This is a genomic window from Thauera sp. SDU_THAU2, assembly GCF_038260575.1.
Lineage (GTDB): Bacteria > Pseudomonadota > Gammaproteobacteria > Burkholderiales > Rhodocyclaceae > Thauera.
Window position 1 is genome coordinate 1,258,727 of the sequence record NZ_JBBWUN010000003.1, and the last position, 17,859, is coordinate 1,276,585.

The 17,859-nt window shown below is 68.0% G+C and carries 16 protein-coding genes and 5 pseudogenes; 15 read left to right on the forward strand and 6 right to left on the reverse strand.

Annotated elements, in window-relative coordinates; translation table 11 throughout:
• Positions 1–209: 209 nt before the first annotated feature.
• On the reverse strand, positions 210–1,295 hold the full coding sequence (locus tag AAFL97_RS07075; RefSeq protein ID WP_263460066.1) for a helix-turn-helix domain-containing protein: 1,086 nt from the start codon (positions 1,293–1,295) through the stop codon (positions 210–212).
• A 326-nt stretch (positions 1,296–1,621) separates the two neighbouring features.
• Between AAFL97_RS07075 and eutB (AAFL97_RS07080) the strand changes: the two are divergent.
• The 15 genes and pseudogenes from eutB (AAFL97_RS07080) to rpoS all read left to right on the forward strand — a co-directional run bounded on the left by eutB (AAFL97_RS07080) (position 1,622) and on the right by rpoS (position 11,957).
• Positions 1,622–2,577, forward strand: a pseudogene (eutB, locus tag AAFL97_RS07080) (ethanolamine ammonia-lyase subunit EutB).
• Positions 2,540–2,716, forward strand: a pseudogene (eutB, locus tag AAFL97_RS24565) (ethanolamine ammonia-lyase subunit EutB); the annotation flags it as partial. The pseudogenes eutB (AAFL97_RS07080) and eutB (AAFL97_RS24565), both read left to right, overlap by 38 nt.
• Positions 2,717–2,795: 79 nt before the next feature.
• Positions 2,796–2,984, forward strand: coding sequence for an ethanolamine ammonia-lyase subunit EutB (gene eutB / locus AAFL97_RS07085; RefSeq protein ID WP_341644306.1), 189 nt, complete (start codon positions 2,796–2,798; stop codon positions 2,982–2,984).
• Between the two features lie 19 nt (positions 2,985–3,003).
• A pseudogene (locus AAFL97_RS07090) lies at positions 3,004–3,501 on the forward strand (ethanolamine ammonia-lyase light chain EutC); the annotation flags it as partial.
• A gap of 64 nt (positions 3,502–3,565) precedes the next feature.
• Positions 3,566–3,658 (forward strand): annotated as a pseudogene (locus AAFL97_RS24570) (ethanolamine ammonia-lyase light chain EutC); the annotation flags it as partial.
• 116 nt (positions 3,659–3,774) lie between these two features.
• Complete coding sequence (locus tag AAFL97_RS24575) at positions 3,775–3,888, forward strand: ethanolamine ammonia-lyase light chain EutC (protein WP_445954527.1); 114 nt, start codon at positions 3,775–3,777, stop codon at positions 3,886–3,888.
• 29 nt (positions 3,889–3,917) lie between these two features.
• The gene (gene eutL / locus AAFL97_RS07100) at positions 3,918–4,574 is read left to right on the forward strand and encodes an ethanolamine utilization microcompartment protein EutL (protein WP_341644309.1); all 657 of its coding nucleotides are present in this window, start codon (positions 3,918–3,920) and stop codon (positions 4,572–4,574) included.
• 50 nt (positions 4,575–4,624) lie between these two features.
• Positions 4,625–5,275, forward strand: coding sequence for a BMC domain-containing protein (locus tag AAFL97_RS07105; RefSeq protein WP_341644310.1), 651 nt, complete (start codon positions 4,625–4,627; stop codon positions 5,273–5,275).
• A gap of 43 nt (positions 5,276–5,318) precedes the next feature.
• Positions 5,319–6,647 (forward strand): 4Fe-4S dicluster domain-containing protein, encoded by a 1,329-nt coding sequence (locus AAFL97_RS07110; RefSeq protein WP_341644311.1) that lies wholly within the window; start codon positions 5,319–5,321, stop codon positions 6,645–6,647.
• Position 6,648: 1 nt separating this feature from the next.
• Complete coding sequence (locus tag AAFL97_RS07115; protein ID WP_263460071.1) at positions 6,649–7,197, forward strand: BMC domain-containing protein; 549 nt, start codon at positions 6,649–6,651, stop codon at positions 7,195–7,197.
• 68 nt (positions 7,198–7,265) lie between these two features.
• Complete coding sequence (locus AAFL97_RS07120) at positions 7,266–8,555, forward strand: haloacid dehalogenase-like hydrolase (RefSeq protein WP_341644312.1); 1,290 nt, start codon at positions 7,266–7,268, stop codon at positions 8,553–8,555.
• A gap of 167 nt (positions 8,556–8,722) precedes the next feature.
• Entirely contained in the window at positions 8,723–9,466 is a 744-nt protein-coding gene (gene surE / locus AAFL97_RS07125) for a 5'/3'-nucleotidase SurE (protein WP_341644313.1), read from the forward strand.
• Positions 9,467–9,513: 47 nt separating this feature from the next.
• Positions 9,514–10,117: pseudogene (locus tag AAFL97_RS07130) on the forward strand (protein-L-isoaspartate(D-aspartate) O-methyltransferase).
• A 14-nt stretch (positions 10,118–10,131) separates the two neighbouring features.
• Positions 10,132–11,010, forward strand: a complete 879-nt coding sequence (locus AAFL97_RS07135) for a peptidoglycan DD-metalloendopeptidase family protein (RefSeq protein WP_341644314.1) — start codon at positions 10,132–10,134, stop codon at positions 11,008–11,010.
• 14 nt (positions 11,011–11,024) lie between these two features.
• A complete protein-coding gene (gene rpoS, locus AAFL97_RS07140) occupies positions 11,025–11,957 on the forward strand; it encodes an RNA polymerase sigma factor RpoS (protein ID WP_341644315.1) in 933 nt (310 codons plus the stop codon).
• A 25-nt stretch (positions 11,958–11,982) separates the two neighbouring features.
• Here the strand turns inward: rpoS and AAFL97_RS07145 are convergent, their stop codons facing one another.
• The 5 genes from AAFL97_RS07145 to AAFL97_RS07165 form a co-directional block, all read right to left on the reverse strand.
• The gene (locus AAFL97_RS07145) at positions 11,983–12,741 is read right to left on the reverse strand and encodes a DUF2189 domain-containing protein (protein ID WP_341644316.1); all 759 of its coding nucleotides are present in this window, start codon (positions 12,739–12,741) and stop codon (positions 11,983–11,985) included.
• A 69-nt stretch (positions 12,742–12,810) separates the two neighbouring features.
• Positions 12,811–13,905: a lytic murein transglycosylase B gene (gene mltB, locus AAFL97_RS07150; protein WP_341644317.1), complete on the reverse strand. Its 1,095-nt coding sequence runs from the start codon at positions 13,903–13,905 to the stop codon at positions 12,811–12,813.
• Positions 13,902–15,893: a transglutaminase TgpA family protein gene (locus tag AAFL97_RS07155; protein ID WP_341644318.1), complete on the reverse strand. Its 1,992-nt coding sequence runs from the start codon at positions 15,891–15,893 to the stop codon at positions 13,902–13,904. The genes mltB and AAFL97_RS07155 overlap by 4 nt, the downstream gene beginning before the upstream one ends.
• A complete protein-coding gene (locus AAFL97_RS07160) occupies positions 15,890–16,879 on the reverse strand; it encodes a DUF58 domain-containing protein (RefSeq protein ID WP_341644319.1) in 990 nt (329 codons plus the stop codon). The genes AAFL97_RS07155 and AAFL97_RS07160 overlap by 4 nt, the downstream gene beginning before the upstream one ends.
• Before the next feature lie 5 nt (positions 16,880–16,884).
• Positions 16,885–17,802, reverse strand: a complete 918-nt coding sequence (locus AAFL97_RS07165; protein ID WP_341644320.1) for an AAA family ATPase — start codon at positions 17,800–17,802, stop codon at positions 16,885–16,887.
• Positions 17,803–17,859: the final 57 nt, after the last annotated feature.

Genomic DNA, 17,859 nt, shown 5'->3' on the forward strand with positions numbered 1-17,859 from the left:
TGCGGCCCGGGCCTGCCGGCCGCGGCCGTGATGGCGAGGAGTTCGGTCTGATGGTAGCCCCGGCGTTTTTGCGGCCGCTAACAAAAATCGGCAAGTTTGACGGTGCTGCGCCCGTGCGCGGGGCACGGCTGCGCGCGCTCGGGCAGTTGCCGCAGAACGGGAGGTCGGGGGCATGGCGCGGAAGCTGCCCGAGGCGGGCGTGCCCGGCTTCAGGCAAGCATGACGAGCGGGACTTTTTCCGCTCTGGAACGGATGCTGGAAGGGTAGCGGAAGCAGACGTGCTCGCCGCCGCCGGCTTTCAGGGTGTCGGACGGGTGTTCGGCGAACATCGCGAAATAGTCGGCGGCGAACTGGCTCATGTGCCAGAAGCCCCAGCGGGCGGCGACGTCCTGCACCGTCCTGAAGCCGGAGTCGCGGTCGCGCAGCGTGCGGCGCACCGCGTTCAGGCGCAGGGCCTTGAGGTAATTCACCGGGCAGATGCCGAGTACCGCGCGGAAAGCGTTCTGCAGCGTACGGCGGCTGACGTAGAGCGCTTCGCACAGGTCGGTCACCGAGATGACGCGGTCGGGCTGGGACAGCACGTATTCGCGCGCGCCGGAGACCAGCCGGCGGTAGCTGAGATTGCTGTGGCGCAGCTTGACCGGCGCGATGTGTTCGCCGAACAGCTCGAACAGGCCGGTCATCAGTTCCTCGGTCAGGGTGTCGCACACCGTGCGGGGCAGGCGCTTCAGGCCCAGGCCGGCGGCCTGCAGCAGCGTGCGCGACACGCGTTCCCAGAAGATCGCCTTCTGCCGCGCCGGCAGCGGAAACGATTCACCCCTGCGCAGCAGTTCGACCAGCTGGGGGCGCTCGGCGGCACGGGCGTGGCGTTCGAGCAGCGCTTCGTCGATGACGATGCCGAGGATCTGGTAGGCATCCGGCGTGAGCAGTTCGAAATCCTTGCCGCCGGGGCGCACGGCGATGGTGTTGCGGCCGAGCGGCGAAGCGTTGATCAGGCCGTCGGCGCTGTCGCAGCGCGGCAGGCCGAACCAGAAGGCGCCGGGCCAGACGATGCAGGTCTGGCGCAGCGCGTGGCTGGTGGTTTCGAGGAAGAACTGCATCTGGCCGAGCCAGACCTCGGTGATCGAGCCGAAGAATCGGCCGGCGCCGATCTGATCGTATTCCTGATACCAGGCGGTGATGTTGGCCGCCTGTTCGTCGGCATCGTGTACGTCCGATACCCGGATGCACCCCTTGGTGTCGCCCAGCGGCAGGATGATTCCCTGCTCCGTGGTCGTCATGATCTCGGCTTTCATGGCTCTCCGCTGCATGGAAAAACTGAATTCCGGAGGAGGGGCCCCGGCGCTCCGCTTCGATCCCGCACCGCCTGCCGCCGAATGACCATACAGCGGAAGGGGATGAGCGGACCTTAGCCCGTGCCGGTTCGGGGCGTCAATTGCGTCGCGCGAAACTTGCCGATTTTTGTTAGCGGCCCAAAAAACGCCGGGCGTAGCATCGCTGCGTGGAATGACGTGGCCCGACCTTGGGCCGCCGGCCGTCGGCTTCGGCCGTTCGGGATGCAGGTGCGGGTGCGTGGAGCGTGGCGGATCGTTTCCTCTTTGGCTTTGTGGATGGAGCGCACATGAAACTCAAGGCTCAGTTGTTCGGCCAGACCTACCAGTTCAAGGACGTCAAGGACGTGCTGGCCAAGGCGAACGATCTCCGCTCGGGCGACGTTCTGGCGGGCGTGGCGGCGCAGAGCACACGCGAGCGGGTGGCGGCGAAATACGTGCTGTCCGAGCTGACGCTGGCGGATCTGCGCAACAACCCGGTGGTGCCCTACGAAGAGGACTGCGTCACCCGCATCATCCAGGACGACATCAATTCCGCGGCCTACGAGAAGGTGAAGAACTGGACCGTCGGCGAACTGCGCGAATGGATCCTCGACGACGATACCAGCAATGACGACATCGCTTTCGTCCGCAAGGGACTGACGTCGAGATGATCGCCGGCGTGGCCAAGATCTGCTCCAACTCGGACCTGATCTACGGCGCGGCGAAGATGCCGGTGGTGAAGAAGGCCAATACCACGATCGGCCTGCCGGGCCGGATCTCGGCGCGGCTGCAGCCCAACGACACCCGCGACAACCTGGAAAGCATCCGCGCGCAGATCTTCGAAGGCCTGTCCTACGGCGCGGGCGACGCGGTGATCGGGGTCAATCCGGTGACCGACAACGTCGAGAACATCCACCGCATCCTCGACACCATCTACGAGATCGTCGACAAGTACCAGATTCCCACCCAGGGCTGCGTGCTGGCGCACATCACCACCCAGATCGCGGCGATCCGCCGCGGCGCGCCCGGCGGCCTGATCTTCCAGAGCATCTGCGGCAGCGAGAAGGGGCTGAAGGAGTTCGGCGTCGAGATCGCGATGCTCGACGAGGCGGCCGAGGTCGGCCGCACCCACAACCGCCTGGCCGGGCCGAACTGCCTGTATTTCGAGACCGGCCAGGGGTTCGGCGCTGTCGGCCGGCGCGCACTACGGCGCCGACCAGGTGACGATGGAGGCGCGCAACTACGGCCTGGCGCGGCACTATGACCCGATGCTGGTCAATACCGTGGTCGGCTTCATCGGCCCGGAATACCTCTACAACGACCGCCAGATCATCCGCGCCGGCCTCGAGGACCACTTCATGGGCAAGCTGTCCGGCGTGTCGATGGGCTGCGACACCTGCTACACCAACCACGCCGAAGCGGACCAGAACTCCAACGAGAACCTGATGGTGCTGCTGGGCTCGGCCGGGGTGGAACTTCATCATGGGCATGCCGCTGGGCGACGACATCATGCTCAATTACCAGACCAGCGCCTTCCACGACACCGCCACGCTGCGCAAGGTGCTGAACCGCAGGCCAGCGCCCGAGTTCGAGCAGTGGCTGGAAAAGATGGGGCTGATGGAAAACGGCCGCCTGACCCGCAATGCGGGCGACGCGTCGTGGTTCTTCTGACTTTGGGGGCGTGTTGATCATGGACCAGAAAGAGATCGAGAGCATCGTCCGCGCGGTGCTGGGGCAGATCGGCGGCGCAGCGGCACCCGCGCCTGCGAGCACTTCGTCCGCTGCCGCGACGCCGGCCGGGGCCGATGGCGGTTGCCTGCCGGACCTCGGCGACGCCAGCGTCAAGAACTGGATCGGCGTGCGCAATCCGAAGAGCCTCGAAGTGCTGCAGGAGCTCAAGCGCAACAGCGGCTCGCGGGTGTGCTCGGGCCGCGTCGGCACCCGCCCGCGCACCACCTCGCTGCTGCGCTTCCTCGCCGACCATTCGCGCTCCAAGGACACGGTGCTGCAGGACGTGCCGGCTGCCTGGCTGGAAAAGACCGGTCTGCTCGAAGTGCATAGCGAGATCAAGGACAAGGACCAGTACCTGACCCGGCCGGACCTCGGCCGGCGGCTGTCGGCCGAAGCGGTGCAGATCCTGAAGTCGAAGTGCAAGCAGTCGCCGCAGGTACAGGTGGTGGTGTCCGACGGCCTGTCCTACCGACGCGATCACCTCCAACTACGACGAGATCCTGCCGCCGCTGCTGAAAGGGCTGGAGAGCGCCGGGCTGGACGTCGGCACGCCGTTCTTCGTGCGTTACGGCCGCGTCAAGGTCGAGGACCAGATCGGTGAACTGCTCGGCGCCAAGGTGGTGATCTTGCTGGTCGGCGAGCGGCCCGGCCTGGGGCAGTCCGAGAGCCTGTCCTGCTACATGGTCCCTACAGCCCCACTTCGCAGACGGTCGAGGCCGACCGCACCTGCATTTCCAACATCCACCGCGCCGGCACGCCGCCGGTCGAGGCGGCAGCCGTCATCGTCGATCTGGCCAAGCGCATGCTGGAGCAGAAGGCTTCGGGCATCGCGCTGAACAAGTGAGCCATCCGGATTCCGTGGAGAGATAAGTCATGTCCGCACTCGAACCCATCAAGCCCAGCGTCAAGGCCGTCCGCCTGATCGCCTCGGTGGCGAAGGACTACAAGGAAGAACTCGGCCTGCCGGCGCACATGAACAGCATCGGCCTGCTGACGGCGGATTCGGACGACGTCACCTACATCGCCGCCGACGAGGCGACGAAGCAGGCCCAGGTCGAAGTCGTCTATGGCCGCTCGCTGTATGCCGGCGCGGCGCACAGTTCGTCGCCCACCGCGGGCGAAGTGATCATCATGCTCGGCGGTCCGACGCCGGCCGAGGTCAAGGCCGGGCTGGACGCGATGGTGGCGACGATCGAGAGCGGGCCGGCCTTCCAGTGGGCCGACGATGCGCATACCGCCGCCTTCCTCGCCCACCTGGTGTCGCGCACCGGCAGCTATCTGTCGGGGCTGGCGAAGATTCCGCTCGGCGATGCGATGGCCTACCTGATCGCGCCGCCGCTGGAAGCGATGTACGGCATCGATGCGGCGATCAAGGCCGCCGACGTCAGGCTGGCGACCTACATCGGGCCGCCGTCCGAGACCAACTACGGCGGCGCCTTCCTGAGCGGCAGCCAGGCGGCGTGCAAGGCGGCCTGCGGCGCCTTCACCGAAGCGGTGCTCGAAGTCGGGCGCAACAACATCCGCTTCTGAGCGGATGACCGGCAGATGAACGCTCAGGCCCTTTCCTTCGAGGTTTCCGCATGAAGATCGACGCGCTGGGTTTTCTGGAAGTCCGCGGCCTGGTCGCGGCGATCGAGGCGGCCGACGCCATGCTGAAGGCGGCGGACGTCAAGCTGATCCGCTCGCACCAGGTCGATCCGCGCTTCTTCACGCTGGTGGTCGAGGGTGACCTGGCCGCCTGCCGCGCCGCCGTCGATGCCGGCAAGGCGGCGGCGTCGCGGCTGGGCGAAGTCGTCAGCCGGCTGGAGATCGGCCGGCCAGACAACGATACCGAAGCCATGGTGCTGGAGCTGGTGGATCGCTCGAAGGGTGAAGCGCCGAAGGCCAGGCCGGCCGCGGGAGAAAACGCTGCTGCGGCCTTGCCGGCCGCCGCCGGGGTCGCGCCGGCTGGTGATGCCCCGACTCCCGCGACGCCAACTCCTGCGGCGCCGGCAGCAGATGAGGGCGTCGATACCTCGGGCACCGTCGCATCGGGCGTCGATACGCCGGCCGTCGCTGCGCCGGACGATGCGGCGCTGCTGGCCTTCATCGCCGCCTCTGCGCGCGGCCGCTCGCTGGCCGAGCTGGCGGCGCACTTCGGCCCGGCGGTGGACCGTGTGCGGCTGGATGCGCTGGTGGCTGCGGGCCGGCTGCGCAAAGCCGGGGCCCGCTACCGCGTAGTGGTGCAGTGAGGGCGCCATGACGGTGCGGATTGCGAGCGGGAGATAGAGGCACATGGAAACCCAGGACATCGTCCGCAAGGTATACGAGGCCGGCGTCGTCGGCGCCGGCGGCGCGGGCTTTCCGACCCACGTCAAGCTGGGCGCGAAGGCCGAGATCGTGCTGGTCAATGGCGCCGAATGCGAGCCGCTGCTGAAGGTCGACCAGCAACTGGCGGTGCGCCAGGCGAAGGAAATGGTGCGCGGCCTGGCGCTGGCGATGCAGGCGGTGGGCGCACGCGAAGGCATCGTCGCGCTGAAGGCCAAGTACGCCGAGGCGATCGACGCGATCACGCCGCTGCTGCATGAGAACATGCGCATCCACATCCTGCAGGACGTGTATCCGGCCGGCGACGAGGTGATCACGATCTGGATGGCGACCGGCCGGCGCGTGCCGCCGGGCGACATTCCGCTGAGCATCGGTGTGGTGGTCAACAATGTGAACACGCTGATCAACGTCGCCCGCGCGGTGGATGAAGGACTGCCCGTGACCCACCGCTGCCTGACGGTCACCGGCGCGGTCAATGAACCGGTGACCGTGACGGTGCCGATCGGCACGCCGCTGCGCGAGACGCTGGCGCTGGCCGGCGGGCTCAGCATTCCCGCGACCGACGCGGCCTTCATCGATGGCGGGCCGATGATGGGTGGCCTGCTCGAATCGCTCGACGTCCCGGTCACCCGGACCACCGGCGGCCTGATCGCGCTGCCTGCCGACCACCTGCTGATCCAGCGCCGGCGCGCCGACATGCGCAGCGTCATCAGCATGGCGCGCACGGTGTGCGAGCAATGCCTGCTGTGTACCGAACTCTGCCCGCGCCATCTGATCGGCCACGAACTGCCGCCGCACCTGATCGTGCGTTCGGTGAACTACAACCACGTAGCCAAGCCGTCGGTGCTGCTGTCGGCGCTGACCTGCTCGGAGTGCGCGATCTGCGAAGCCTATGCCTGTCCGGTGGAGATCTCGCCGATGCGCCTGAACCAGGCGCTGAAGGCGCAGTTCCGCCAGGAAGGCGCGCGCTACGAAGGCGAGCTGCGCAAGGCCGATCCGATGATCGAAGGGCGCCTGCTGCCGACGAGCCGGCTGGTGGCCCGCATCGGCTTGACGCGCTACAACCGCAAGGCGCCGTGGTCGGACGTCGTGCATGCGCCGGAACGGGTGTGGATTCGCCTGCGCCAGCACATCGGCGTCGCCGCCGAGCCCTGTATCCGCGTCGGCGATGCCGTCCGCTGCGGACAGCGCATCGCCGACATCCCGGCCAAGGCGATGGGCGCACCGATCCACGCCAGCATCGACGGCGTGGTGGAAACGATCGGCGACGACGCCATTGTCATCAGGAGGGCGTAAGGTGCTGCACGCCATCGGTTTGATCGAATTGAACAGCATCGCCAAGGGCATCGAAGCCGGCGATGCGATGCTGAAGGCCGCCGAAGTGTCGCTGCTGGTGGCCAAGACCATCTGCCCCGGCAAGTACATCGTCATGGTCGGCGGCGACGTCGCGGCGACGGCACGGGCGGTGGACGTCGGCACCGAGGTCGCCGCGCACACGCTGGTGGACCAATTCACCATCCCCAACATCCACGCCTCCATCCTGCCGTCGATCAGCGGTGTGACGCCGATCGACCAGGTGCAGGCGATCGGCGTGGTCGAGACCTACAGCGTGGGCGCCTGTATCGAATCGGCCGACGCCGCGGTCAAGGCCGCCAGCGTGGTGCCGATCCGCACCCACCTGGCCTTCGGCATCGGCGGCAAGTGCTACTACGTGCTGAACGGCGATGTCGCCGACATCACGGCAGCGGTCAGGACAGGCGCCGACCTGGCGGGCGCGAAAGGGCTGCTGGTGCAATACACCATCCTGCCGCGGCCGCATCCGCAACTGGTCGATGCCCTGCTGTAGTGCGCCAGCGGCAGCATGGCAATTTTGTGTTCACACTCAAGGGGAAAGTCATGGAGATGAAGTTCAGGATGTCTGCTGTTGCCGCGGCACTGCTGTCGGCGGTGCTGCTGACGGGGTGCCAGACCACGTCCGAGGTGGTGTCGCAGACGGCCTCGCAGGTAGCGCAGGCTCTGCAGGCGCAGAAGCTGGAAAAGGGCAACTGGGACGACTTCAACCGCGTGCAACTGGACAAGATGCTCGCCACCTACGGCAAGTCCAGCCCGAACTACGATCCGGCCAAGCCGCCCTACGTGGTGTTCGACTGGGACAACACTTCGATCTTCCTCGACATCCAGGAAGCGCTGCTGGTCTACCAGTTGGAGAACCTGCGTTTCGCGATGACGCCGGCGCAGCTCGACAACGCGATCCGCAAGGACATTCCGACCACGAACTTCGACGACGACAGCCGCAACGCAGCCGGCCAGGCGATCAACATCGACAAGATCGCGCAGGACATCGTCTCCAGCTATGCCTGGCTGTACGACAACTACCAGGGCCTCAGGGGCAAGCAGACCCTGGCCCAGGTCAAGCAGGCGCCGCAGTATCAGGACTTCATCGTCAAGATGCGCTTCCTGTACGAAGCCATCGGCAACACCTTCGACCATGCCGTCTCCTACCCGTGGATCACCTACCACTTCACCGGCATGACCGAGAAGGACGTGCGTGCGCTGGCTGCCGAAACCTTCCGCTGGCAGCAGACCCAGCCGGTCGAGGCGGTCAAATGGACGAGTCCGGCGGCGCTGCCGGGCAAGGCGGGGGTGGTCAGCATCACCTGGAAGAACGGCCTGCGCCCGGTGCCGGAAATGCAGGATCTGTACAAGAAGCTGCGCGCCAGCGGTTTCGACGTCTATGTGTGCTCGGCCTCGTTCCGCGACGTGATCCGCGAAGTGTCGTCGAACCCCGAGTTCGGCTACGCCAACGCGGTGGACAACGTCTACGCGATGGAACTCGAACGCGATGCCAATGGCGCGATCCGGACGCAGTTCCGCCAGGGCTACGCGCAGACGCAGGGGCCGGGCAAGACCGAGACGATCAAGCAGTTCCTGGTGCCCAAGTACGGCTACGGCCCGGTGTTCATCGCCGGCGACAGCGAAGGCGACCAGAACATGATGCAGGACTTCGACGACATGAAGGTCGGCCTCATCATCAACCGCCTGCGCGGCAACGACATCGGCAAGATGTCCAAGCTCGCGGCCGAAAGCTACGGCAAGCCGGATGCACGCTACCTGCTGCAGGGGCGTGACGACAACAAGGGCGTCTTCGTGCCGTCGCAGCAGGCTTACAAGCTGGGCAGCGATACGCCCAAGACCCTGAAGTAAAAGCAACGCAGCCTCCGGCTGCAGCGAAAGGCCGTGCGTGGCGCTCCTCCGCCGCGCACGGCCTTTCATCGTCCGGCGCCGGTGGCGGGCGGACCGCCCGCGACTTGGCGCTGTGCTAGAATTCCGCGTCTTCAGGCCGCGCCCGCGGCGCTTTCCATGGGTTTCAGATGCGCATTCTGGTCAGTAACGACGACGGCTACTTCGCTCCCGGAATCGCGGCGCTCGCCGAGGCGCTCGGCACCATCGGCGAAGTCACGGTGGTCGCACCCGAGCGCGACCGCAGCGGCGCCAGCAACTCGCTGACGCTGGATCGTCCGCTGTCGCTGCGCCGCACCGCGAACGGCTTCTATCATGTCAATGGCACACCGACCGACTGCGTGCACCTCGCGGTGACCGGCATGCTCGACCATCTGCCCGACATGGTGGTGTCCGGTGTCAACCACGGCGCCAACATGGGCGACGACACGGTGTATTCCGGTACCGTCGCGGCAGCGACCGAAGGCTTCCTGCTCGGCGTACCGTCGATCGCGGTGTCGCTGGTCAGCAAGTCGGCGGCCGATTTCAGCGCTGCCGCGCGCGTCGCCCGAGACCTGGCCGAACGCTTCATGCGCGCCCCTTTCCCGCAGCCGGTGCTGCTCAACGTCAACGTCCCCGACGTCGCCTACGAGCGCCTGCAGGGCGTCAAGGTGACGCGCCTGGGCCGGCGCCACAAGGCCGAGCCGGTGGTGCGCAGCGTGACGCCGCGCAACGAGACGGTGTATTGGGTCGGCGCGGCGGGCGGCGCGGCCGATGCGGGCGAAGGCACGGATTTCCACGCCGTGGCCAACGGCTACGTGTCGGTCACGCCGCTGCAGATCGATCTCACCCACACCGGCCAGATCGCGCCGGTCTTCGACTGGCTGAAGCGGTGAACGTGCGCAGCGCCGATGCAGGGCAGGCGATGCGCGCACGCGTGCGCATGGTCGAGCGCCTCCGTACCCAGGGCATTCGCGACGAGCGGGTGCTGGCGGCGATGCAGAGCGTGCCGCGCCACATGTTCGTCGAGGAAGGGCTGGGCTACAGTGCCTACGACGACACGCCGCTGCCGATCGGCTTCCAGCAGACGATCTCGCAGCCCTTCGTCGTCGCGCGCATGATCGAGCTGCTGCGTGCCGGCCGCGAGCTGGGGCGGACGCTCGAAGTCGGGGCAGGCTGTGGCTACCAGGCAGCGGTACTGAGCCAGTTGGCGACCGAGGTCTATGCGGTCGAGCGCATCCGTCCGCTGCTCGATCGGGCGCGGGCGAACCTGCGTCCGCTGCGCCTGCCCAATGTCAGATTGAAACTTGCGGACGGTAGTTTGGGTCTTCCCGAGGCGGCTCCGTTCGACAGCATCATCGTCGCGGCCGCGGCCATCGGTTTTACCGCCGGCGCTCAAGGCACAGCTCGCGCCGGGCGGGCGCCTGATCGTGCCGGTGGGAGGGGCCGACCAGCGATTGCTGCTGGTCGAGCGGCAAGGTAATGTTTTTCGGGAAAGCTGGCATGAGGCCGTACGCTTCGTGCCGCTGCTCGCAGGTACGGAATGAAATTCGCTATTCACATGCAGACTCGTTTTGGTTTGATGCCGGCCTTGCTGGCAAGCGTGATATTGGCGGGGTGCGCCTCGTCGGGTGAGGCGCCGGTGCGCGACGGCAACGGTGCGCCGCCTGTCACGGGTTCGGTGCCGGCGGCACCGGCTGGCATGCATGTGGTCAGGCAGGGGGACACCCTGCTCGGCATCGCGCGCCAGTACAACGTGACGCTGCCGGATCTGGTGCGCTGGAACGATCTGACCAATCCCGACCAGATCCAGGTCGGCCAGAGCCTGCGCGTCGGGCCGCCCGACATGGCGCAGGACGGCGGCGCCACCGCCATCCCGATCGGCGACGGCGCGGTGGCGATGCCGGTGCCGATGCCCGGTGGCACCGAGCCCGCTGCGCTGCCGCTGAAGCAGGGGCCGCTGGGCGGGCCGGTGCCGTATTCCCAGGATCCCGGAGCGGGTGCTGCGCCGCCGCCGGCGGTGCCGGCACCCGAGCAGCCGGCGCCCGCGCCCGAGACGCCGGCAGCGGCCGTGGCCGGCGACTGGCAGTGGCCCGCGGCCGGCAGGGTGATCGCGGCCTACAACGAAGCGTCGAACAAGGGGGTCGACATCGGCGGCAACGTCGGCGATCCGGTCTATGCGGCTGCGGCGGGCAAGGTCGTCTATGCCGGGAGCGGGCTACGCGGCTACGGCAAGCTTGTTGTCATCAAGCATAACCAGGAGTACAACTCGGTCTATGCGCACAATGACAAGCTGCTCGTGAAGGAAGACGACCAGGTTGCCCGCGGGCAGAAGATCGCCGAACTGGGCAGCTCCGAAACCGATCGCCCCAAGCTGCATTTCGAGATCCGCAAGCAGGGCAAGGCAATCGACCCGACGAAGTACCTGCCCGCACGCTGACGACAGGGGGAAGCATGGAAGAACCGGTAAGCCTCGATGATCTCGAAAGCCATGAACCGGATCTTCCCCCCGAGGTCGAGGTCTTCGCCACTGCCGTCGTGCAGGCGAAGGAGAGCGACTTCTTCAGCGACGTCACCCAGCTTTACCTCAACGAGATCGGCGCCAACCCGCTGCTGACCGCCGAAGAAGAGCTCAGGCTGGCACGCCTGGTGCGTACGGGCAACTTCGACGCCCGGCAGACGATGATCGAGCGCAATCTCAGGCTCGTCGTCAATATCGCCAAGCACTATCTCAACCGTGGCATTCCCCTGCTCGATCTGGTCGAGGAGGGGAATCTCGGGCTGATGCACGCGCTCGAGAAGTTCGACCCCGAGCGGGGTTTCCGTTTTTCCACCTATGCGACCTGGTGGATACGCCAGAACATCGAGCGCGCGATCATGAACCAGTCGCGCACGATCCGCTTGCCGGTGCATGTGGTGAAGGAACTGAACCAGGTGCTGCGCGCCCAGCGCTGCAACGACGGCACCATCGGCGAGCCTTCGCTGGACGCGGTTGCACGCAGGCTCGGCAAGACCGTCGATGAGGTGCGGGAAATCCTGCAGCTCAGCGAACACACGGCTTCGCTGGATGCGCCGCTCGACATCGATCCGAACCTGTCGATCGGCGAGTCGCTGGCCGATGAGCAGGTGCTGGCACCGGACCTGCAGATCCATTTCGCCGAGCTCGAGCGTCTGGTGCGCGAATGGATCAAGATGCTGTCGGACAAGCAGCGGCTCGTCATCCGCCACCGCTACGGCATCGACGAATGCGAGCTGCTGACGCTGGAAGAGCTGGCGCTGCGCCTGGACCTGACCCGCGAGCGCGTACGCCAGATCCAGCTCGAAGCGCTCAGCCAGCTGCGCCGCATCCTCAAGCGCTACGGTATTTCGCGCGATGCGCTGCTGTGAGTGCAGGCGCCGGCTGCGGCGGTGATCAGGCCGGCGCGCCGTCCACCGGATAGACCCTGAAATACAGTTCGCGGCTGGCGTAGGCCATCACCGGCAGCGTGACCAGCAGCAGCGGCAGCAGCACCGCGCTGACGATGATCACCGCGGCCAGCAGGCAGGCCCAGGCCATGACGACGCCGAAGCGCCCGAACACCGCCCTGACGCTGGCGACGACGCCGGAGACGAGGTTGGCGCGGTGATCGTAGATCAGCGGGATCGAGAAGGCCGAGACTGCGAACAGGATGAAGGCCAGCACCGCCCCCATGATCGAGCTGAAGAACACGAAACGGTGTATGGCCGCGTCGCCCTGCAGCAGGTGGGCCAGCTGGGCGGGTTCGCGGCCGACCATGAAGCCGTAGAGCGTGCCGGCGTCGGTGATCCAGATCAGGAACAGCAGCGCGCAGACGAAGGAGACCACCCAGCCGCCGCGCGGCATGCGGGCGAATCCCCGGCCGATGTCGGCGGCGACGGGCCGCCGGCCGGCGCGCAGGCTGTCCGACAGCGCGAAGAAGCCCGCCAGCAGCGCCGGGCCGATCAGCATGAAGCCGCCGGCGAAGGACAGGCTGATCGGCGCGATCGACATCGATTCCAGCGCCCAGAACAGGATTGCGCCGAGGACGACGAAAACCGCCGCATAGCCGGTGCTGAGGGCGGGCATGGCGCAGAACTGCCGCCAGCCGGTGGACATTGCCGCGGAGATGTCGGAAAGGCGGACTGCGGCGGGCTTCAGTGGCGTCGAGGTCACGTGTCTGCGGGCGGGATACTGTGGGCCGCCTAGTTCACGAGGAATCGCCGTGTCATGCCTTGATCTGGATCAGTTTCGGTTTTCGGCCCTGATGCGTTCGACGAGGCGGCGCTGGCTCAGCGCCTCGGCCAGTTCGAACACCGACATCGCATAGAAGCTGCTGCGGTTGTAGCGCGTGATCACGTAGAAGTTGCGGTAGCCGAGCCAGTATTCCGTCGCTGTGCCGGGGGTTTCGAGGTCGACCAGGGTGGCGGGGCCGGCGGCGGCATCGCCGTGCAGCGGCTTCACGCCGGCCCGGGTCAGGGCCTCGGGTTCCAGCGCCGGCTCGATGCCTGCCGCGACCAGCGCCGCGGCGTCGGTGTCGGCTGCCAGCAGCGCGGGTTCGGCGATCGGGGCGCCAGGCTGCCAGCCGTGCATGTGCAGGTAGTTGGCGACGCTGCCGATCGCATCGAGCGGGTCGGAATCGAAGTCGATCCGGCCGTTGCCGTCGAAGTCGACCGCATAGGCGCGCACGCTGCTGGGCAGGAACTGGGGATAGCCGATGGCACCGGCGAAGGAGCCGTAGTAATCCGTCGGTATGCGGCCTTGTTCGCGGGCGAGCAGGAACAGGGCCTCGAGTTCGCGGCGGAACAGGTCCGCGCGCGGCGGGTAGTCGAAGGCGAGCGTGGTGAGCGCGGACAGGGTCTCGAAATTGCCGGTATGGCGCCCGTACAGGGTCTCGACGCCGATGATCGCGACGATGATTTCCGGCGGCACGCCGAACTGCTTCGAGGCGCGTTCGAGATCCACTTCATGCGCTTTCCAGAACGCGACGCCGCCCTCGATGCGGCTGCGGTCCAGGAAGCGGGCACGATAGTTCTGCCACGAGCGCGCGCCCTTGCGCGCCGGCGGCGTGATCAGGCGGATCACGCCGGCTTCGTGCCGGGCCAGTGCCAGCGTCGCCGCCACGGTGTCCCGGTCGAAGCCATGGCGTGCCGCAAGCTCGTCGGCGAAGGCGCGGACATCGTCGCGCTCGGCATAGGAAGCCAGTGCCGGGGTGGCCGGCAGCGCTGCCAGCAGCGACAGGCCGGCGCCGACCAGGGCGGGCAGAATCCTGTGCCTCGTCTTGCTGGCGGCGGGTTTGCGGCGGATGGACGGGGGCAGGCGGAATCGGGGCAGTTTCATGGCAATCGGAGAGCGTCGATCTTCTTTCTGAGCGCGGCAAGGCGCGCGCTGTCGGAATGGGGGCCGTAGCGCAGGCTGGTGTAATCCACGCCGATTGCCCGTACTGCGGCTGCGAGTTCGGGAATGGCCGACGCAACCCGCTGCGTGTAGTCATGCGGCCCTTCCCAGGGCTGGCGCGCCAGCCCGCGGGCAGCCAGCTTCGTGCTCAGCGCCTGCCAGGCCCGGTCGAGCGGGTCGCTGCGGCGTCGCCTGCGGCCGGCCCACAGGAGCAGGCACAGGAACGGCACGCCGATGGCGGCGGCCAGCATGCCGGCGAGGCGCCACGCATCGCCGGGGGCCAGGCCCAGGCGGGACAGCAGTTCGCGCTGGCGTTCCGGATTGTAGCCAAGAACGCGCTGGTTCCACGTATTCGACAGCGCTTCCCAGCGCAAGCGCATGTTTCGCAGCCAGTCGTGCTGGGCGCGCAGGGTGAAAGGCAGGGCTTCGCCGGCGGGCAGGGCGGCAGCAAGGCCGTCGTCGATGCGGCGGGGCGCGGCGAGATAGGTCGGATCGACGCGCACCCAGCCCCGGCCGGCGAGCCAGACTTCGCTCCAGGCATGGGCGTCGAGCTGGCGGACGACGAGATTGCCGTCCACCGGGTTGATCTCGCCGCCCTGGTAGCCGGTAACGACGCGCGCCGGCACGCCCGCGGCCCGCATCAGCACGGTGAAGGCGGAGGCGAAGTGCTCGCAGAAGCCGCGCCGGCTGTCGAAAAGGAATTCGTCGACGCTGTCGCGGCCGAGCAGCGGCGGCCGGAGCGTGTAGAGCAGCCCGGCGTCCCGGAGATGCGAAACGGCGCTTTGCAGGATCTGCGCGTGCGACTCCGCGCCGGCGGCGAGCCGTGCCGCCAGCGCCTGCGTGCGCGGATTGAAGCCGGGCGGGAGCCGGCGCGCCGCGGCCAGCGTCGCCGCCGTCTCCGCCAGCCCGACGGCGGCTTCCGGATGGGCGCTCAGTTCGTGCCGCACCCGCGACCGGATCGGCCGGGGCGCGAGCAGCTGGAAATCGCTGGTGTGCCGCAGCGCTGCGTCCGTGGCGCCGGGAAAGTCGAGTGCCAGCAGCCAGCGCTTGCCGTGGGCTTCCAGGGTCAGCGTGTAGTCGATGCGCTTGCCGTCGGCTGCATGGAAGGGTACCGCCGCTTCCTGCGCATGCTCGGCCTGCCAGTTGCGGCCATCGAAGCGGGTCAGCACCGGGCCGCGCCAGTAGCGCTGCCGGCGGGCGGGGACTTCGCCGGCGAAACTGGCCCTGAAGGCGATTTCGCCCGACTGGCTCAGCGCGCTGATCGAGCCGGGGCTCATCGACTCCGACAAGCCGGTACGGGCGCTGAAGGCATCGGCCGGCAGGCCCCACAAAGGGCCGTCGATACGCGGGAACAGAACGAACAGGATCAGCATGAACGGCAGGCCCTGCGCCATCAGGGTGCCGGCCACGCGCAGCTGTTCGCCGCTGCGGCCGTTAGGGTCGGCCTGGGCGACCAGCGCTGCGAGGCCGAGCAGGCTGGCGCACAGCGCGAGCGCGGCGACCGGAAAGCTCTGGTCTTCGAAGAAGATCGCCAGTTGCAGGAAGAAGCACAGCATCACCGCCGCCCGGACGTCGCAGGCGGCGCGGATTTCGAGCAGCTTGAGGCCGAGCAGCAGGGCCAGCAGCGCCACGCCCGGGTCCTTGCCGAAGAAGTGGCCGAACTCGGCGCGCACGCCGGCTGCTGCGGCCGCGGTCAGCGCCAGCAGCAGCCACGGCGACGGCGCCCGGCGCCCATGCCACAGCAACAGGCCCCGCCAGGCCAGCAGCGCGGCGCACAGCCCGCTGATCCAGGGCGGCAGCCAGCTCGCGTGCGGTGCCATCGTCAGCGCTGCGGCGCCGAGCAGCCAGGTGCCCTGGCGGCGGTCGAGCGCGCTGCCGGCGCTTGCCGACCGGCGTCTTGTTGCGCGCTGCTTCAGCCAGCCGCCGATCATGTGCCGTCCGCCCTGTCGGGCTCCCCGTGATACGCCAGCTCGTCCAGGCAGCGGAGCAGATGGCTGCGGCCGCTGCCGCGCGGCACGCTCGTACCGGGCAGCGCCAGCGACCAGGGGCGGCCGCTGCGTTCGGCTTCCAGCAGCCAGGCGCTCAGGCGCGACAGGCGCCGCTCGGCGTCGAGCCCGGGCGGCAGATCGGCCCAGGCCAGCGACAGTTCCTGCCCCTGCTGCCCGGCGAACTGCTTGGTCATCAGCGGGCCGCCGCGCGCGAGTACTTTCCAGGCGATGTGGCGTGGAGAGTCGGCCCGCTGGTGCGGGCGCAGGCCGGCGAAGTCGTCGTCGCCGGCCTGCGGCGAAGGCGCGCCGCCACCCTGTTCCGCCGGGCTTTCGGGCAGGGGAGGCGCGTTCTTCTCCGGCGCCGGGTGGACGACGCAGCCGACGTCGGCGACGAAAACGCTCCAGGCCCGGATCAGCCCCAGCGGCCAGCGGGTTTCGATGACCGTGCGCCCGGCCTGCAGCCGGCCGCGGTGTTCGGCGGCGCAGGCGATCCCGATCGCGCACGTCTGCAGCGGGCCGAGCTCGAAGGCGGTTTCAGCGCCGCGCAGTTTCAGCCGCAGGGCAGGACGTCGGGCTTTGCGCGGGTTGTCGATGATGAAATGGAGCGTAGCCGTTTCGCCGGCGAACACCGCTTCGCTGCGTCCTGGCCGGATGCGCAGTCCGGCGAGGTTGCGCCAGGCGTGCACGATGCTGGCCAGCGCCGCTCCGGCCAGCGCGAAGACCAGGCCGTAGCCGAGGCTCAGGCCGTAGTTGATCGACGCCAGCAGCATCGCCAGCATGGCGATGGCAAAGCTCAGGCCGCCGGCGGTCGGCAGCACGTAGATGCGGCGGCTGCGCAGTTCGATCGGCGCCGTTTCGGGCCTGTCCGGCCGGCGCAGCAGCCAGCGGCGGAACAAAGTGGGTGGAGAGGGCGTGCCGGCTGCAGGCATGTCGCTCAGGGCAGCGCCACCGACTGGATCAGGCGTGCGAGCGTGGCCGCGGGGACGGGGCGGGCGTCGCCGGCCAGATGCAGCCGATGGGCGGCGACGTGCGGGAACAGCGTCTGCACGTCTTCCGGCAGCACATGGTCGCGGCCGTCGATCAAGGCCCAGGCGCGGGCCGCCGACAGCAGGCCGAGTCCGGCGCGCGGGCTGAGCCCGGCGGCCAGCTCCGCATCGTGCCGGGTGGCGCTGAGCAGTGCCTGCACGTAGTCGATCAGGCGGTCGGCGACGTGCAGGGCCTGGGCGGCGCGCTGCAGCTCCACCAGTTCCGCCGGCCCGATCACCGGCGTGCGCCGTTCGAGCACGCTGCGCCGGTCCTCTCCCATCAGCAGGGCGCGTTCGGCCATCGGGTCGGGATAACCGAGCCGGATGCGAAGCAGGAAGCGGTCGAGCTGGCTTTCGGGCAGCACAAAGGTGCCGATCTGGTGTGTCGGGTTCTGCGTGGCGATGACGAAGAAGGGCTCCGGTAGCTCGAAGCTGTGGCCGTCCGCGGTGATCTGGCGCTCTTCCATCGCTTCGAGCAGGGCGCTCTGGGTCTTCGGCGTGGCGCGGTTGATCTCGTCGGCCAGCACCACCTGCGCGAACACCGGGCCGGGGTGGAAGCGGAAAGCACCGGTGTCGCGGTCGAAGATCGAGGCGCCGAGGATGTCGGCCGGCAGCAGATCGCTGGTGAACTGGATGCGCTGGAGCTGCAGGCCCGTCAGTTGGGCGAGGGTATGGGCCAGCGTGGTCTTGCCCACGCCCGGAACGTCCTCGATCAGCAGGTGGCCGCGTGCGATCAGGCAGGCGACGGCGAGGCGAAGCTCGTGCCCCTTGCCGAGAATGATCTGGCTGGCGGCCTCCAGCAAGCGTTCGACATGGAAATTGGGCATCTCGGAGGCACTGTGAAATTGACTGCGAAGCGGTGATAATAGGTGACAAAAGCACAT

Bases quoted from the DNA above. Each gene is read 5' to 3' on its own strand.
- AAFL97_RS07075 (WP_263460066.1), bottom strand. From the start codon at position 1,295: ATGAAAGCCGAGATCATGACGACCACGGAGCAGGGAATCATCCTGCCG.
- eutB (WP_341644306.1), top strand. From the start codon at position 2,796: ATGGGCATGCCGCTGGGCGACGACATCATGCTCAATTACCAGACCAGC.
- eutL (WP_341644309.1), top strand. From the start codon at position 3,918: ATGTCCGCACTCGAACCCATCAAGCCCAGCGTCAAGGCCGTCCGCCTG.
- AAFL97_RS07105 (WP_341644310.1), top strand. From the start codon at position 4,625: ATGAAGATCGACGCGCTGGGTTTTCTGGAAGTCCGCGGCCTGGTCGCG.
- AAFL97_RS07110 (WP_341644311.1), top strand. From the start codon at position 5,319: ATGGAAACCCAGGACATCGTCCGCAAGGTATACGAGGCCGGCGTCGTC.
- AAFL97_RS07120 (WP_341644312.1), top strand. From the start codon at position 7,266: ATGTCTGCTGTTGCCGCGGCACTGCTGTCGGCGGTGCTGCTGACGGGG.
- surE (WP_341644313.1), top strand. From the start codon at position 8,723: ATGCGCATTCTGGTCAGTAACGACGACGGCTACTTCGCTCCCGGAATC.
- AAFL97_RS07135 (WP_341644314.1), top strand. From the start codon at position 10,132: ATGCAGACTCGTTTTGGTTTGATGCCGGCCTTGCTGGCAAGCGTGATA.
- rpoS (WP_341644315.1), top strand. From the start codon at position 11,025: ATGGAAGAACCGGTAAGCCTCGATGATCTCGAAAGCCATGAACCGGAT.
- mltB (WP_341644317.1), bottom strand. From the start codon at position 13,905: ATGAAACTGCCCCGATTCCGCCTGCCCCCGTCCATCCGCCGCAAACCC.
- AAFL97_RS07155 (WP_341644318.1), bottom strand. From the start codon at position 15,893: ATGATCGGCGGCTGGCTGAAGCAGCGCGCAACAAGACGCCGGTCGGCA.
- AAFL97_RS07160 (WP_341644319.1), bottom strand. From the start codon at position 16,879: ATGCCTGCAGCCGGCACGCCCTCTCCACCCACTTTGTTCCGCCGCTGG.
- AAFL97_RS07165 (WP_341644320.1), bottom strand. From the start codon at position 17,802: ATGCCCAATTTCCATGTCGAACGCTTGCTGGAGGCCGCCAGCCAGATC.